17 protein-coding genes are annotated in these 14,982 nt (G+C 44.0%); 1 reads left to right on the forward strand and 16 read right to left on the reverse strand.

The genetic code is table 11. From position 1 onward, the window contains the following. Positions 1 to 22: 22 nt before the first annotated feature. The 12 genes from PUN35_RS05980 to PUN35_RS06035 all read right to left on the reverse strand — a co-directional run bounded on the left by PUN35_RS05980 (position 23) and on the right by PUN35_RS06035 (position 8,453). Complete coding sequence (locus PUN35_RS05980) at positions 23 to 304, reverse strand: FlhB-like flagellar biosynthesis protein (protein WP_003232001.1); 282 nt, start codon at positions 302 to 304, stop codon at positions 23 to 25. Next, positions 301 to 2,031 (reverse strand): hypothetical protein, encoded by a 1,731-nt coding sequence (locus PUN35_RS05985; RefSeq protein WP_014479774.1) that lies wholly within the window; start codon positions 2,029 to 2,031, stop codon positions 301 to 303. The genes PUN35_RS05980 and PUN35_RS05985 overlap by 4 nt, the downstream gene beginning before the upstream one ends. 31 nt (positions 2,032 to 2,062) lie before the next feature. Further along, positions 2,063 to 2,830, reverse strand: a complete 768-nt coding sequence (rnhB, locus tag PUN35_RS05990) for a ribonuclease HII (protein ID WP_014479773.1) — start codon at positions 2,828 to 2,830, stop codon at positions 2,063 to 2,065. A gap of 70 nt (positions 2,831 to 2,900) precedes the next feature. Next, complete coding sequence (gene ylqF / locus PUN35_RS05995) at positions 2,901 to 3,749, reverse strand: ribosome biogenesis GTPase YlqF (RefSeq protein ID WP_014479772.1); 849 nt, start codon at positions 3,747 to 3,749, stop codon at positions 2,901 to 2,903. 142 nt (positions 3,750 to 3,891) lie between these two features. Beyond that, on the reverse strand, positions 3,892 to 4,239 hold the full coding sequence (gene rplS, locus PUN35_RS06000; RefSeq protein ID WP_003220825.1) for a 50S ribosomal protein L19: 348 nt from the start codon (positions 4,237 to 4,239) through the stop codon (positions 3,892 to 3,894). A 139-nt stretch (positions 4,240 to 4,378) separates the two neighbouring features. After that, the gene (gene trmD, locus PUN35_RS06005; RefSeq protein WP_003232011.1) at positions 4,379 to 5,110 is read right to left on the reverse strand and encodes a tRNA (guanosine(37)-N1)-methyltransferase TrmD; all 732 of its coding nucleotides are present in this window, start codon (positions 5,108 to 5,110) and stop codon (positions 4,379 to 4,381) included. Beyond that, the gene (rimM, locus tag PUN35_RS06010; protein WP_003232013.1) at positions 5,107 to 5,631 is read right to left on the reverse strand and encodes a ribosome maturation factor RimM; all 525 of its coding nucleotides are present in this window, start codon (positions 5,629 to 5,631) and stop codon (positions 5,107 to 5,109) included. The genes trmD and rimM overlap by 4 nt, the downstream gene beginning before the upstream one ends. 4 nt (positions 5,632 to 5,635) lie before the next feature. Further along, positions 5,636 to 6,022, reverse strand: a complete 387-nt coding sequence (locus PUN35_RS06015; protein WP_014476793.1) for a YlqD family protein — start codon at positions 6,020 to 6,022, stop codon at positions 5,636 to 5,638. A gap of 121 nt (positions 6,023 to 6,143) precedes the next feature. Then, positions 6,144 to 6,389, reverse strand: a complete 246-nt coding sequence (locus PUN35_RS06020) for a KH domain-containing protein (protein WP_014476792.1) — start codon at positions 6,387 to 6,389, stop codon at positions 6,144 to 6,146. Continuing rightward, complete coding sequence (gene rpsP, locus PUN35_RS06025; protein WP_003220815.1) at positions 6,389 to 6,661, reverse strand: 30S ribosomal protein S16; 273 nt, start codon at positions 6,659 to 6,661, stop codon at positions 6,389 to 6,391. Before rpsP ends, PUN35_RS06020 begins: the two co-directional genes overlap by 1 nt. 105 nt (positions 6,662 to 6,766) lie before the next feature. Further along, positions 6,767 to 8,107 carry a signal recognition particle protein gene (gene ffh / locus PUN35_RS06030; protein WP_014479771.1) on the reverse strand — a complete coding sequence of 447 codons (1,341 nt, stop codon included), beginning with the start codon at positions 8,105 to 8,107 and terminating at the stop codon, positions 6,767 to 6,769. A gap of 13 nt (positions 8,108 to 8,120) precedes the next feature. Further along, entirely contained in the window at positions 8,121 to 8,453 is a 333-nt protein-coding gene (locus tag PUN35_RS06035; protein ID WP_003238590.1) for a putative DNA-binding protein, read from the reverse strand. A 177-nt stretch (positions 8,454 to 8,630) separates the two neighbouring features. Between PUN35_RS06035 and PUN35_RS06040 the strand changes: the two genes are divergently transcribed. Beyond that, positions 8,631 to 9,116: an Ig-like domain-containing protein gene (locus PUN35_RS06040; protein WP_003245834.1), complete on the forward strand. Its 486-nt coding sequence runs from the start codon at positions 8,631 to 8,633 to the stop codon at positions 9,114 to 9,116. A gap of 35 nt (positions 9,117 to 9,151) precedes the next feature. Here PUN35_RS06040 and ftsY read toward each other — a convergent pair whose 3' ends face one another. The 4 genes from ftsY to acpP all read right to left on the reverse strand — a co-directional run bounded on the left by ftsY (position 9,152) and on the right by acpP (position 14,944). Further along, a complete protein-coding gene (gene ftsY, locus PUN35_RS06045) occupies positions 9,152 to 10,141 on the reverse strand; it encodes a signal recognition particle-docking protein FtsY (protein WP_003232026.1) in 990 nt (329 codons plus the stop codon). Positions 10,142 to 10,160: 19 nt separating this feature from the next. Continuing rightward, the gene (gene smc, locus PUN35_RS06050) at positions 10,161 to 13,721 is read right to left on the reverse strand and encodes a chromosome segregation protein SMC (RefSeq protein ID WP_014479770.1); all 3,561 of its coding nucleotides are present in this window, start codon (positions 13,719 to 13,721) and stop codon (positions 10,161 to 10,163) included. A gap of 100 nt (positions 13,722 to 13,821) precedes the next feature. Then, the gene (rncS, locus tag PUN35_RS06055) at positions 13,822 to 14,571 is read right to left on the reverse strand and encodes a ribonuclease III (protein WP_003232030.1); all 750 of its coding nucleotides are present in this window, start codon (positions 14,569 to 14,571) and stop codon (positions 13,822 to 13,824) included. Positions 14,572 to 14,710: 139 nt separating this feature from the next. Continuing rightward, positions 14,711 to 14,944, reverse strand: a complete 234-nt coding sequence (acpP, locus tag PUN35_RS06060; protein WP_003154310.1) for an acyl carrier protein — start codon at positions 14,942 to 14,944, stop codon at positions 14,711 to 14,713. Positions 14,945 to 14,982: the final 38 nt, after the last annotated feature.

Genomic DNA, 14,982 nt, shown 5'->3' on the forward strand with positions numbered 1-14,982 from the left:
AGGAGGATGGGGAATATTTTAGCTATTTTTTGTTTTTTACGCTTTCGTCCAATTTGTAAATGAATGAAAAAATCTCGGCTACCGTTTCATAAAGAGCTTCAGGGATTTGATCATCTACCGTCAAATGGCGCATTAATTCGACAAGGGTCCGATCTTCTTGAATCGGGACCCCTGCTTTTTTCGCTTCTTTGATAATGTTGTCAGCTACATGGCCCTTCCCTGTGGCAATCACTCTCGGCGCCTTGTCTTTTTGTTCGTCATAATGGAGAGCAACAGCTTTTCTGATCGGTGTCTGCTCTTTCATATTTTCACATCCACTTCCTGATCACTGATACTTGTTATATATTGATCGATTGAAGCCTTTTCTTCGGTGTGAACCCTTTTTTTAGCGTTTACCCCTGAAAGGCTGTACCCCATTTCCTTTAGCCCCTGTTTAAGCGCGGGCACCATCGGATCGATCGCAGCCTGCAGCTCGAAATCAGTCTCTATTGTAATGGTCATGACTTTTTGTTGTACCAAGCAATCAACGACGGTTTCTTTTAGTGTATCAAGCTGCAGCAAAAACAAAAGGCGGCAATGGGAAGGATCAAGCTTTCCATCCGCTTCTTTCTTTCCTTTAAACAGAACAGTCATGTCCTGAACCCCTGACTTCGAAAACATCGGAAATGACATTACAATTTGGCTGTATGATGGATGGTCCTGCTGCATGAAAAGCTGGCCATTTAATTTATGAAAAAGCTGATCGGCTTCTTGTTTGACTGGTTCGGCTACCTCATGCGATGCTCTTAAGGCAGAAAGAGCCAGCTTGATGGATTGCATTTCGCCAGATGTGACTGCGCTTCCTTGTTCAAACGCTTTAATGAACGCAACCTCGTCCCTTGCGCCGATTGCCGTTTTCACTTTGGATAAGAAAGAAAGAACATCTGCCTTATCCGCCAAATGGGGTGCTGTCTGCTGAACAGCCTTTAAAAAGACTTCGGCTTCCTGGTCTGTGACTTGTGCCGCTTGTAAAACAGCTGAAGCTGCAAGTGACTTACTATCACCCGATGAAGCAGCCGCTTTAATCCAATTTGCTGCTTCTTTCACAATTTGGAGACTGTTTTTTTCAGCAGATTCCGTCAGCTTCACCAGCAGCTGGCGGGCTTCTTTAATTGGAATGTCTGCTGCTGTTTTAACAAGCTCTTCTTGTATGCTTCCCTGTTCTGCTGTGTGATTTGCAATCGGCAGGCTGGCTTTTCCGGGGGAGCCAGCTGGTGTGCTAAGCTCCCTGCTTCCAGCTGTATTCGCCGGAGAAGGTGCTTTCGTATTGTCGGTTAAAGAAATAAGCTTATCAATTAGCCGTTCTGCATGGACATCGATTTCACTATTTAAAAGCACCGTAACTGCTTCCTTTAGCTTTGACATCATTTGGCTCTGCTGAGGGTTTTGGTCGATTGCCTGTAGCAGCTGGGATACGTGCTGATGCAACGGAACAGGCGATTTCACAGCGTGAACACCATTCAAAATCTCGGAGTGAATGGGAAGATCACGCTTTAAAGCGAAGAGAACCGTTTCAACTGCTTTTTTTGTGTCTTGCGAAGGCAGCGTGTCCATCCAGCGGACAGCTGTTTTGATATCATTTTCTGTTACGGGTGTTTTGCTCTTCAGCATCGCTCCTGTCATCATGAGAGCTGCGTTTGACGTCTTCACTGACATGGCATTTAAAAGCTTGCCAGCTGCATCCTGAATGGTTTTAGGATTTTGATCAAAGCTTTGAACGACCTGAAGACGGCCTGTTTGCTCTGCCGTTTTTTTTTCGTAGGAAAACCAATAGTATGCCTGAGGACGAAGCTGGGTTTCAAGTTTTCCCTGAACAGTTTGATTGCCGACTTGGATCAGGGCATGCTGATCTCCTAGTAAACGAAGCACTTTTCCTAAGAGGAGACGCTTCTCCCCGTTTAGCGCTTCGTTTACTTTTGATGTTTCCTGCGGGACGGCTGTACGCCCGAAAAGGTGCTGCAGCGCCTTTTGCACATCATTTCGTATGTTCATTTTAAATAGGTGCCTCCTTGTCCATGGTGATTTATCTGAAAGATTGAACAGGAGCGAAAGTTTTGCGGTGCAATTCAGTTGGGCCGTATGCAGCGAGAGCTTCCAAATGTTCTTTTGTCCCATAGCCTTTATTTTTTTCAAAGCCGTACATGGGATACGTTTCGGCATAAGCGCTCATCATTCGGTCCCTCGTCACTTTTGCGATACACGCACCTGCCGCAATAGACACGCTTTTGGCATCGCCTTTTATAATTGACGCCTGAGCCGTGTCGAGGGGAAGTGTCATTGCGTCAACAAGCAAATAATCAGGTGTACCCGACAAATCTTGTATCGCTTTCACCATTGCCATTTTTGAAGCTTCATATATATTGATCTCATCAATCACAGTAGCTTCTACAATTCCTATCCCGACCGCCAGTGCTTCCTTCATAATAAGCTCGTAATATTCCTCGCGTTTTTTCTCTGAAAGCTTTTTGGAGTCTGTCAGCCCAAGTATTTCACATTCCTCTGGAAGGATGACTGCGCTGGCGACAACTGGTCCTGCCAATGGCCCCCGGCCGACCTCGTCAACACCTGCAATCAAGCGAAATCCCTTGTTTCTTGCCAGCCTTTCATAGGAAGTCATATTCACCCATTGTTCTTTCAGCGCTTTTTCTTTCGCTTGCTTTTTAAGCCATTGCTCTACAAGCGTTTGAACGCTTTTTCTCGGGTCGTTTTCGCATTGGGCAATAAATGGGTCTTGTGCATCCTTCACTTCCTGCAAACGGTCTTTAATGTCCTTTACGGTTAATGTATTCACTTTCTCTTCTCCCTTACTGTATGTATCGGTTCAGCCAAGAAAAAATAAAGACCCGCATTTCTGCGCGCCTTTACATCGTCGGCTGTTCAAATGACAGCCTGCCGAACTTTTCAGTGCGAATATCGCGAATGATGACTTCAGTCGTCTTATCGTAGTTGATGAGCCCACCGCTCATGAGACAGCCCCGCTTTTCACCTATTGCATCAAACAGCTCGGCAATGTCCTCTGGGATCTCATCAAGGCCATAACGCTCTTTAAGCCGTTCTGGGTAATGTTCTTCGAGAAAACGAAGACCAAACACGGCCACGTCCTGCAAATTAATAATCGAGTCTTTAATAGCCCCGGTGACTGCCAGTCTCAAACCGACAAGCTCATCCTCAAATTTAGGCCACAAAATTCCCGGTGTATCTAATAGCTCTAATTCTTTCCCAACTTTGACCCACTGTTGAGAGGTCGTAATACCAGGTCTGTCTCCCGTTTTTGCTATGTTTTTCTTTGCAAGCCGGTTGATGAGCGTTGATTTTCCGACGTTTGGAATGCCGATAATCAAAGCGCGAATCGCTCTCGGCTTCACACCTTTCGCACGCATCCGGTCAAATTTTTCTTGGAGGATCTCTTTTGATGCAGGCACAATTTGATTTAACCCTTGTCCATTTACAGAATTAATAGACAGAGAGCGGATCCCCTGCTTCTCAAAGTGCTCTTTCCACCGCTGTGTAACTGCCGCATCTGCTTTGTCAGCCTTGTTTAACAGCATAATTCGCGGCTTGTTTTTTAGAATATCTTCAATCATTGGGTTTCTTGATGACATTGGAATTCTGGCATCTACCAATTCATATACGATATCGATTAATTTTAATTTTTCGGTTACTTCCCTTCTTGCTTTTGCCATATGGCCCGGGAACCATTGAATTGTCATGTGACACGAACACCGCCTTTATCTTCAGTATGCATGATTCATTGTTGTCCTTTATGTATTTTACGATGCCTGTCCGGCATTTTCAAATTCTGTATAAAAAAAGAGCTTGTTACAGGTAACAAGCTCTTTTCGTTCGTTATCATTATCGTCTGATCTCTTTAATACGAGCCGCTTTTCCGCGAAGTTCACGCAGGTAGTAAAGTTTAGCACGGCGTACTTTACCGTAACGTACAACTTCGATTTTCGCGATTTTTGGTGTGTGTACTGGGAAAGTACGTTCAACGCCAACACCGTAAGAAATCTTACGAACTGTGAACGTTTCGCTGATTCCACCACCACGACGCTTAATCACAACACCTTCAAAGATCTGGATACGCTCACGGTTACCCTCAACAACTTTAACGTGTACACGTAAAGTGTCACCAGGACGGAACGCAGGAAGATCAGTACGAAGCTGTTCTTTTGTGATATCTTCAATTAGTTTTTGCATCGTTTTCAACTCCTTCCAACAGATGCTCTTGGCCACAAAAACCGGCACAGCGGAACATCGTTTTCAAGCTTGCAGCGGATAAGCCCGCTTAAGCCACAAGTAGTATCTTATCACAATTTCATAGCCTATGCAATAAAATCTATTCTTTTTCCCATTCAGAAATCCACTTTCTTTGCTGCTCTGTAAGCGGGTAGTCTTTCAACAGATCCGGACGTCTTAGGTAGGTCCTTCTGATCGATTCTTTATTCCGCCATTCTTCAATTTTTGCATGGTTTCCTGACAAGAGTGTTTCAGGCACTTTTAAACCTTTGTAATCTGCCGGTCTTGTATAATGCGGGTGCTCTAAAAGTCCGGTGCTGAAGGAATCCTCAATATGGGAAGCCTCTTTACCCAGTACACCCGGAAGCAGTCTGACCACACTGTCTGCGATCATCATTGCAGGGAGCTCACCGCCCGTCAGAACAAAATCGCCAATTGATATTTCATCCGTTACCAAGTGCTCGCGAATGCGTTCATCATAGCCTTCATAGTGGCCGCAAATGAACAGCAAATGCTCTTCCTTTGCTAATTGCTCGGCTTTTTTTTGGGTAAAACGCTCACCTTGCGGGCATACGAGGATAATACGCGGAGCAGCGGCTGCCTTTGATGTCAGGTCCTCGACCGCGTCAAAAACAGGCTGAGGCTTGAGAACCATGCCTGCCCCGCCGCCATAAGGATAATCATCAACAGTATTGTGCTTGTTATCAGAGTACTCCCGGAAATTTACGACTTGAAACTGCACCGCATCTTTTTCCTGGGCTTTTTGAAGAATTGATGAGCCGAGCACGCCTTCAAACATTTCGGGAAACAGCGTCAAAAAGTCGATTTTCATTCGTCTATTAACCCTTCCATGAGTTCAATCTCAATTTTCTTTTCCCTGACATCGATATGTTTGACCACTGATTCAATGTAAGGAATGAGTGCGTCTTTTTTTCCTTTTCGTCCGATGACCCAAACGTCATTGGCTCCAGGCGTCAAAATTTCTTTGACCTTTCCGATGAGTTCGCCTTCTTCAGTAAATACTTCACACCCAATAATTTCGTGGAAATAAAATTCACCCTCATTCAGCTCTCCTAATTCTTCTTCAGGAACTTTAATGATTGCGTTTTTCAGCTCTTCTACTTCATTTAGGTTTTGTCTTTCTTTAAACTGCAGGAGATGAAATTGCTTATGCAGTCTATGTGTGTTTACCGTTACCTCCACTGGTTCGTTACGGCCGTCCATAAACAAATACAGCGTGTTTCCCGGCTTGTATCGTTCTTCGGCAAAATCTGTTTTTGAAATCACCCGCACTTCGCCTTTGATTCCGTGGGTATTTACGATTTTGCCTACGTTAAACCATCGCTTTGTCATATGATCACCTCTGGCGAATTTCAATTACTTTTCCGTCTTTTATGACGATGGTGTTCGCTGCTGTTTTCTCATGCCAGTCATCCCCGGCTTCAATCGTCAGCAGCGCATCGACTTCCTTTTCTTTCAACTCACTGCCAAGCGGCAATGTATGTACTTGAGCAATTTGAAAATCGATGATTTTTATATCATCTTTTCGCTTTTCTATTGCCTTTTTAAATTGTTCAATCATATCAGGATTTTGCTGTTCTTTCTCATGTTTTCTAAGCTGAAAATAGAGCTGGCTGCATTCTCGTTCAAGCATTTGTTTCTTTTCGGCAAAAGAAGCTAAAAGCTTTTCTTTGCTGCGCTCGGTTAAGACTTGCATAACGGCTACACGGTGAATAATTTGCATCGCACCAAGCTCCCCGCTTTTAAAACTTTTACTCGCCCAGGCTTTTCTATTTTGCCTAAGCTTCTATCAGTTTACCCTTTTTTTGCGTGTAAAAAAAGGGGAGGTGCCGGCCCTCTCCCTTTTAGTCAAATATTTCAAATTGAACTTTCTTAGAAGACTGTGCGCCAGCTGCAAATACAGCTGTTCGAATCGCTTTTGCAGTCCGGCCTTGCTTTCCGATAACTTTACCGGTATCTGACTTATGGACAGATAAGCGCAGCGCAATCTTTTGATCGGTTTCTTCTCTTATGACGCGAATGTCATCTGGATGATCAACAAGCGGCGTCACAATGTGGACAATCAAATCTTCCAAGTGTTGATCAGTCATTACTTGCCTTGTTTAGCGTTGTGGAATTTTTCCATGATTCCTTGGCTAGAGAACAAGTTGCGAACTGTATCAGATGGTTTCGCTCCAGTTTGAAGCCATTTAAGAGCAAGCTCTTCGTCAATTTTTACTTCCGCTGGTTTTGCAACCGGGTTGTAAGTTCCGACTGTTTCGATGAAACGGCCGTCACGTGGTGAACGAGAATCTGCTACAACAATACGATAGAAAGGAGATTTTTTTGCTCCCATACGTTTTAAACGAATTTTTACTGCCATTTTACTAGCACCTCCGAAAATATTTCAACAAGATAGTATATTAACAATGATAAAAGTGTTTGTAAAGTGTTTTTTCTTAACAACGGTTTTATCATGTATAACCGATTACATAAAAGGTAGCTTAAACCCTTTTTTCTTGCCTTTTGACATGTTTGTCATCTGCTTCATCATTTTTTTCATTTCATCAAACTGCTTAAGCAGACGGTTGACTTCCTGTACGGATGTCCCGCTTCCTTTTGCAATCCGTTTCCGCCGGCTGGCATTGATGATATCCGGCTGTTCTTTTTCAAGAACAGTCATTGATTTAATGATTGCTTCCACATGATTCAGCTGTTTTTCATCAACTTGGATGTTTTTCAGGCCTTTCATTTTACCTGCACCCGGCATCATTTGCAGAAGCTCATCAAGCGGCCCCATGTTTCTGACTTGCCCGAGCTGCTCCAGAAAATCGTCCAATGTGAAGCTCATCGTTCTCATTTTTTGTTCCAGCTCTTTGGCTTTGTCTTCATCAACGCTGGCCTGTGCTTTTTCAATCAATGTCAGCACGTCGCCCATGCCGAGAATCCTTGATGCCATGCGTTCAGGATGGAACGGCTCTAACGCATCAAGCTTTTCGCCCAAACCTGCGAACTTAATTGGCGTGTTTGTAACAGCGCGAATAGAAAGCGCAGCCCCGCCGCGTGTGTCTCCATCCAGCTTAGTTAACACAACACCGGTTAAACCGAGCTGTTCATTAAAGCTTTTGGCAACATTCACAGCGTCCTGACCGGTCATTGAATCGACAACCAGGAAAATTTCTTCCGGATTCGCGATTTCTTTGACGTTGGTCAGTTCATCCATCAGTTCATGGTCGATATGCAAGCGCCCTGCCGTATCCAAAATGACGTAGTCATAATGTTCTTCCTTGGCTTTCTCAATAGCCTGTTTAGCTATTTCTACAGGACTGACCTGATCGCCAAGAGAGAAAACAGGCATATCAAGCTGTTTGCCGAGTGTTTCCAGCTGCTTAATTGCGGCTGGGCGGTAAATATCGGCAGCAACCAGCATCGGTTTGCGATTATGCTTTTTGCGCAGCAGATTCGCAAGCTTACCGCTTGTTGTCGTTTTACCGGCACCTTGGAGACCGACCATCATAATAACAGTCGGCGGCCTTTTTGCGACGGCGATTTTGCTCTCTTCGCCGCCCATCAGCTCAGTCAGTTCCTCTTGAACAACTTTAATGACCTGCTGGCCGGGCGTCAGACTTTTCATGACGTCTTGGCCTACAGCGCGTTCACTTACTTTTTTGACAAAATCTTTGACTACTTTAAAGTTAACGTCAGCCTCAAGCAGCGCAAGGCGAACCTCACGCATCATATCTTTTACATCTTGTTCGCTGACTTTCCCTTTTCCGCGGATTTTAGAAATCGTCTGCTGCAGTCGGTCGGCTAATCCTTCAAATGCCATAGTTTGCCGCCTCCTAATCTAATTTCTCAAGCGCTTCAATCAGAGCTGTAATTTCTTCCTCTTCTTTTGAACCGGAAGCAAGCTCCTTCAGCTTATTAAACATCTCTTTACGCTCCTGAAACTTTTTCAAAAGGAGCAGCTTTTCTTCATATTGTTCAAGCATTGCTTCTGTTCGTTTGATGTTATCATAAACAGCTTGTCTTGAAACCTCATATTCTTCGGCTATTTCGCCTAGGGAGAAATCGTCCAAATAATAAAGCGACATATAGCTCTTCTGTTTTGACGTCAACAACGACTGATAAAAATCAAACAGATAATTCATTCTCGTTGTCTTTTCGAGTGACATTTGAGCTCTCCCCTTTGTTAAGTCAAATCCCTTTACGATAACTTAGTTTACACGGTTTTATTGACACTGTCAAGTTTTTATCTTGTCAAAGCGGTGATTAACTTTTTCCAAAATACGCTAAATATCATCCAATTTATTCCGATATTGTATATGAACCCTATTTAAAGGAGGATTTTTATGAAAAAAATCGGTTTATTGTTTATGTTATGTCTGGCAGCCCTGTTTACAATAGGTTTTCCGGCACAGCAAGCAGACGCTGCTGAGGCACCTTATAAGGCTTCGATCACAAATATCAGCACAGATGGAGGGGTTTACGGTAAAATCAATTACGGACAAGGTCAATATTGGCGAGTCAAGTACAATATTACAGTAAGCGGCAAATTACTCGACCAAAACGGACAGCCAGTGCCAAACGCGCCCGTAAGATTTGAAGCGGACACGAAGGTCGGAAACACAACACAAACTGCTTCAGGAACAACTGATGCAAACGGAACATTTGAGGTTCCAATGTATTTGGGGCCAGCTGCTGGTTACTATACGTATTACACATCTGTTTCCGTTCATTACTATGACATCATCCCATTCAGAGTTTTTTCTGGTGAGTCAAGACTGGTATCCACTGATAACAGCCTTTATCATTTCGCCTATCAAGTAAGAAGATAAAAAAGAAAAGGCCCCAAGATGTTGGGGCCATTTTCTTAATCGTCGGCTTTTTCCACTAAATCTGAAAAGAGTCCGTACACATAGGATTCTGGATCAAATTCCTGAAGATCATCAACTTTTTCTCCTAAACCGACTAGTTTAACCGGGATGTGAAGCTCGTTGCGAATCGCAAGGACGATACCGCCCTTTGCCGTACCGTCAAGCTTCGTTAAAGCAATGCCGGTAACATTTGTTGCTTTAGAGAACTCTTTTGCCTGAGCCATTGCATTTTGGCCGGTCGTGGCATCAAGGGCAAGCAGCACCTCATGCGGAGCTTCAGGAACTTCTCTTTCGATAACACGTTTTACTTTTTCAAGCTCTTTCATGAGATTTACTTTGTTTTGGAGACGACCTGCCGTATCACAAATTAATACATCGGCATTTCTTGCTTTCGCAGCATGAACAGCATCGTAGATGACAGCCGCCGGATCGCTTCCAGCCGTCTGCTTAATGACAGGCACTCCTGTACGCTCTCCCCATACTTCCAGTTGTTCAATGGCTCCCGCTCTGAAAGTGTCTCCGGCGGCAAGTACGACAGATTTTCCTTCTTGTTTCATTTTATGGGCAAGCTTTCCGATCGTTGTTGTTTTCCCGACGCCGTTTACACCTACCAGAAGGATTACGTTTAAACGCCCATCCTGGATGTTCAGTTCTGAAATTTGCTCATCTCCGCTGTTATAAATCTCGACCAGTTTCTCAGAAATCACTGACTGGACTTCCTTTGGATCTTGAATATTTCTGCGTTTGACTTCTTTTTTCAGTTCATCTATTAATTCCATAACGGTTGTAAAACCGACATCCGCGCTGATAAGAACCTCTTCAAGCTCTTCGAAGAAATCCTCATCCACTTTACGGTAACGGGATACAAGATCATTCACTTTGTTTTGAAAGGAGTTTCTTGTTTTTTCAAGGCCATCCTTAAACTTTTCAGATACGGAATCTGTCTGTTTTGTGATTTTCTCTTTTAATTTTTTAAAAAAGCTCATCTTTTAACCTCTTTCCTCGTTACTGAACGAATTCTTTTGTTTCTTCCAGCTTAACGGAGATTACCTTGGAAACACCGGATTCCTGCATGGTTACGCCATAAAGCACATCCGCTTCCTCCATCGTTCCTTTTCTGTGGGTAATCACAATAAACTGGGTATCACTGCTGTATTTTTTTAAATACTGCGCAAATCGGAACACATTCGCTTCGTCGAGCGCAGCCTCTACTTCGTCAAGGACGCAAAACGGCACTGGACGAACCTTTAGGATTGAGAATAAGAGCGCTATAGCAGTAAGCGCACGCTCTCCGCCTGACAGGAGGTTTAAGTTTTGCAGCTTTTTCCCCGGCGGCTGAGCGATAATCTCGACTCCTGAATGAAGCAGATCGTTAGGATCGGTGAGCCTCAGTTCAGCTCGCCCTCCTCCGAATAAGGAGCGGAAAACTTGATCAAAGTGTGAGCGGATTTGGACGAATGTGTCGTTAAAGCGCTTCGTCATTTCTTCATCCATTTCTTCAATCACTTGGAACAAGGTATTTTTCGCTTCTGTTAAATCTTCTTTTTGTTCCGACAGAAACTTGTACCGTTCGTTGACCCTCTCAAACTCATCTATGCTTCCGAGGTTCACGGTACCCAGCTCTTCAATTGCGAGTTTAATCAGCTTCACGCGCTTTCTGGCTTCCTCTGGATCAGTTTCAAGCTGATATTTCTCTTTTGCCCCCTCAAAGGACAAGCTGTATTCCTCCCGTAAGTATTGGAGTAAATTATCAAGCTCGACTTCCATCCGTCCGAGTTTGACTTCTTCGTCTTTTAAGAGCGTTGTTTTTTGTTTATACAGACGTTTCATTTCTTTCAGCTCACGCTCATACGTATCAAGCCCATGCTGAAGCTTGATGCGCTGATCGCGCCTTAATGCAATCAGTTCGATCGTTTTCGTTTTGTCATTCAATTTATGTTTTGCTGCCTCTTCCAGCTTTTCTTCGCCGCTGGTGCTAGATGACATCTCTGACGTTAAGAAGCTTAAGTCTTCTTTTGCTTCTTTTAACGCAAGCTCTGTTTCAGTGAGCTCTTTCTTTAATCTGGCAAGGTTGTCCTCTTCCCCCTTGCAAGCCTGCTCTTTTTTGGCCGCAGCGATCTTCAGCTCAGTCAGCTCGTTGGAGAGAGACTCTTTCGTTGAGGATTGCGTTTGTTTTTGTTTTGTCAGTCTGTCTATGTCCTCTTCAAGCTGTTTCATCTTTTCAGATACGGCAGAGAGCTCTTCTTCAAGCTTGCGTTTGCGCGCTTTTTTCTCTTCATCGCTTTCAGACAGAGCAGATTTTTCTTGGTCATAGAGCTCTAAATGGGTATTGATATTTTTCTCGGCAACTTGAAGTTCGTACAGCTGGCCTTTCACATCCTGCTGCTTTAACCTTAAGCCTTCCCCGGTTTCTCTTAAGTCAGCCAGTTTTTTCTCCATATCCTGAATGGATTGCTTAAGGGTTTTGACCTCTTGTTCAAGCAGTGCTGTTTTCTCTTCCATTTCAGCGAGCCGTTTCGTCACATCTTCTAGCTCCCGGCTTCTTCCAAGGAGGGAGTTATTTTTCTTTTTAACCGCGCCGCCCGTCATTGAACCACCGGGGTTCACAACATCTCCCTCAAGGGTTACGATGCGGTACCGGTGCCCGAGAAGCTTCGCAAGCTCGTTTGCACCCTTTAAGTCCTCTGTGATCAGAACGGTTCCAAGAAGATTCTGGATGACGCTTCGATACGCAGAATCAAATGTGACAAGTTCACTGGCAACCCCGAGAAATGATGAATGTCGGGCGGCTGTTTCCGCGTCACGGCTTTGAAGCTGGCGGTCTCTAATAACAGAAAGAGGCAGAAACGTCGCCCGGCCGAAGGAATTCTGCTTTAAATATTGAATCGCTTTTCGGGCAGATTGTTCATCGTCGGTCACGACATGCTGAGCAGAAGCGCCGAGCGCTATTTCAATGGCCGTTTCATACTTCTGTTCTGTAGAAATCAGCTCAAGAACCGCTCCGCGAATTCCACCAAGGCGCTCTTTCGCTTTTAGCACTTCTTTAACACCTTGATAAAAGCCAGAAAAATCTCCCTGCATCGTCTCAAGCATGTCCTTTTTTGATCTCGCTTGCTGAACGTATTGGTATGCCTGATACAGAGCGGATTCATTTTTTTCGTATTGACGCTTTTTCTGCTCATATTTTGTCTGCATATCACGATATGCACCGACTTGACTGTGAATCTCCTGCTCAATTCGGGCAAATTCCGTTTCACATGCGGCTTTACGCGCAGAAATATCACGCCGTTCCTGCAGGTGCTTTTCATTGTTGTCCGCGAGTCTCTGCAATGTGACAGCGGATTGGGACATCTGGTCATCAAGAAGCTGGAGTTCGTTGCGTATCGAAGCCTGGCTGTTTAACAGCTCAAAATAATCACTTTTCAGCTGCTCGATTTTCTCTTCGACATTTTCATTGTGAAGACTGAGAGCCTGCTGTTTTTCTTTTACTTGCGCCCTTAACTGCTTCACCTCAGCCTGAAGCGTTTCGAAGACAGCTTCCTGCTTCGAAAGCTCTTCTTTCAGAACCGTTTCTTTTTGCTGAAACTGAACGATGGCTTCTTCAAGCTGTTCTTGGTTTTGCACAGCGTTTTTCTTTCGTTCTTTCAGGACTTCTTTACGGCCTTCAAGCTTTTCCAGCTCCTCACTAGTTACCAGTAAAACTTGCTGGAGCTCATCTACTGACTCATCAAGCGCTTGTATTTTGTCCCTTGTATCCTCAATCTTTGCTTCTTTCGCAGAAATAGCAGACGATTCAGCAAGCTCTTCTTCTTTTGCCATCTGCACTTTCTCTTTAAGAGTCGACCATTTACCATGCAGCTCTTCGATATCATAGGCAGTCAGCGCAATTTCAACATGCTCCAGCTCTTTCTTTTTCTCAAGGTAGTCTTTCGCTATTGAAGCTTGAATTTTAAGAGGTTCAACCTGTCCTTCAAGCTCATGTAATATATCTTCTACCCGATTTAGATTGTCCTGTGTCTCAAACAGTTTATTTTCTGCTTTTTTCTTTCTCGTTTTATATTTAAGCACCCCGGCCGCTTCTTCAAAGATACTGCGGCGATCCTCCGCTTTGCTGCTCAGGATCTCTTCCACTTTCCCTTGGCTGATAATAGAAAATGCTTCTTTACCAAGCCCAGAGTCCATAAATAAATCAATAATATCTTTCAAGCGGCATGGCTGATTGTTAATCAGAAACTCACTCTCACCTGATCTGTACACACGTCTTGTGACACTCACCTCGTGGAAGTCAATTGGCAAGAAATGATCATCATTATCAAGAGTAAGCGTAACTTCAGCTAGATTTAATCGCTTTCTTGAATCACTCCCGGCAAAAATAATGTCCTCCATTTTTCCGCCGCGAAGAGAGCGTGCCGATTGTTCGCCGAGAACCCAGCGAATGGCATCCGTGATGTTGCTTTTTCCGCTTCCGTTCGGCCCGACAACCGCTGTCACGCCTTTAACGAAGTCTACGGAAATCCGTTCTGCAAATGATTTAAATCCTATAACGTCTAAACGTTTGAGGAACATAGCGATCCTCCTTATGTAATAAGTATTTCAATTCTATCATAAACATTGGTGAAATAAGACGGCATACATACTGAAATCCCCCTGAGTCATAAGGGGGATTTTATTGTTTCGTATGGTGTTTTTGCAATTTAGCTAAAGCTTCCTGAGCAGCGTGCTGTTCGGCTTCTTTCTTTGAACGGCCGTTTCCGACTCCGAGTGGTTCACCTTTTAGAGATACGATGGCTTCAAATTCACGGTTGTGCGCAGGTCCTTTTTCGTTGGAGATTTTATACTCCAGAGAGCCTTTGCCGTCCCGCTGCACGTATTCCTGCAGCTGGCTTTTGAAATCCATCACATGAGAAAAAGCACCATCGTTAATTTTAGGGAACACATAAACTTTTAAGAAACTTTCGACCGGCTCTAATCCTTGGTCAAGGTACAAGGCTCCGATAAATGCCTCAAAAACATCCGCCAATAGAGCAGGACGCTTTCTTCCGCCTGTCATTTCCTCGCCTTTACCCAACAGGACAAGATCGCCGAATGACAGCTCGTGAGCCAATGAAACGAGAGACGGTTCGCAAACAATTGCGGCTCTCAATTTCGTCAAATCTCCTTCACTCATAGCCGGGTATTTGGCAAATAAGAATCTGGAGATCGTCAGTTCCAAAACAGCGTCACCTAAAAATTCAAGCCTTTCATTATCTTCATACGGCTTTTTCCGATGCTCATTCACATAAGATGAATGTGTAAATGCTTGATACAAAAGCTTTTCATTTTGAAAGTGAACCGAAATCCGTTCTTGAAACTCTTTAAATTGTTCTACTTTTTTATAGAACTTTTTTTTATCTTTATAATGTGAGTGTTTTGACATAGTAACCTCCATAGGCACATCAGGTTCACCGCGCTTCTCTGACTAAACCGGATACAGCGCGCGTAAAAGCGGCATGCTGTAATAACTGCACGAATAAAGGGCTAAAGCCCCGCGTTTCGGCGGGACTTTTAGCATCAGCTTATTGCTGGTTTTGTATGTAGTTCACAGCGTCGCCGACTGTTGCAATCTTTTCAGCATCTTCGTCAGAAATCTCCATATCAAACTCGTCTTCAAGTTCCATAACAAGCTCAACTACATCTAGGGAATCAGCACCTAAGTCTTCCTTGAAAGAAGCTTCAAGTTTGACGTCTGCTTCATCAACGCCAAGGCGATCTACGATGATTTTCGTTACACGCTCTAATGTGTCTGCCATAGCAATTCACCTCCCCTCAAGTATTATAGTGGATTCGT

The organism is Bacillus sp. N3378-2at (genome assembly GCF_033412715.1).
GTDB classification, from domain to species: Bacteria; Bacillota; Bacilli; order Bacillales; family Bacillaceae; genus Bacillus; species Bacillus subtilis.

Coding starts and splice junctions, on each gene's coding strand:
- rimM (WP_003232013.1), bottom strand. CDS start 5,631: ATGACAAAGCGATGGTTTAACGTAGGCAAAATCGTAAATACCCACGGA.
- smc (WP_014479770.1), bottom strand. CDS start 13,721: ATGTTCCTCAAACGTTTAGACGTTATAGGATTTAAATCATTTGCAGAA.
- rpsP (WP_003220815.1), bottom strand. CDS start 6,661: ATGGCAGTAAAAATTCGTTTAAAACGTATGGGAGCAAAAAAATCTCCT.
- PUN35_RS06040 (WP_003245834.1), top strand. CDS start 8,631: ATGAAAAAAATCGGTTTATTGTTTATGTTATGTCTGGCAGCCCTGTTT.
- rplS (WP_003220825.1), bottom strand. CDS start 4,239: ATGCAAAAACTAATTGAAGATATCACAAAAGAACAGCTTCGTACTGAT.
- ftsY (WP_003232026.1), bottom strand. CDS start 10,141: ATGAGCTTTTTTAAAAAATTAAAAGAGAAAATCACAAAACAGACAGAT.
- ffh (WP_014479771.1), bottom strand. CDS start 8,107: ATGGCATTTGAAGGATTAGCCGACCGACTGCAGCAGACGATTTCTAAA.
- trmD (WP_003232011.1), bottom strand. CDS start 5,110: ATGAAAATCGACTTTTTGACGCTGTTTCCCGAAATGTTTGAAGGCGTG.
- acpP (WP_003154310.1), bottom strand. CDS start 14,944: ATGGCAGACACATTAGAGCGTGTAACGAAAATCATCGTAGATCGCCTT.
- PUN35_RS06035 (WP_003238590.1), bottom strand. CDS start 8,453: ATGTCACTCGAAAAGACAACGAGAATGAATTATCTGTTTGATTTTTAT.
- rncS (WP_003232030.1), bottom strand. CDS start 14,571: ATGTCAAAACACTCACATTATAAAGATAAAAAAAAGTTCTATAAAAAA.
- PUN35_RS06020 (WP_014476792.1), bottom strand. CDS start 6,389: ATGACTGATCAACACTTGGAAGATTTGATTGTCCACATTGTGACGCCG.
- PUN35_RS05980 (WP_003232001.1), bottom strand. CDS start 304: ATGAAAGAGCAGACACCGATCAGAAAAGCTGTTGCTCTCCATTATGAC.
- ylqF (WP_014479772.1), bottom strand. CDS start 3,749: ATGACAATTCAATGGTTCCCGGGCCATATGGCAAAAGCAAGAAGGGAA.
- PUN35_RS06015 (WP_014476793.1), bottom strand. CDS start 6,022: ATGCAAATTATTCACCGTGTAGCCGTTATGCAAGTCTTAACCGAGCGC.
- PUN35_RS05985 (WP_014479774.1), bottom strand. CDS start 2,031: ATGAACATACGAAATGATGTGCAAAAGGCGCTGCAGCACCTTTTCGGG.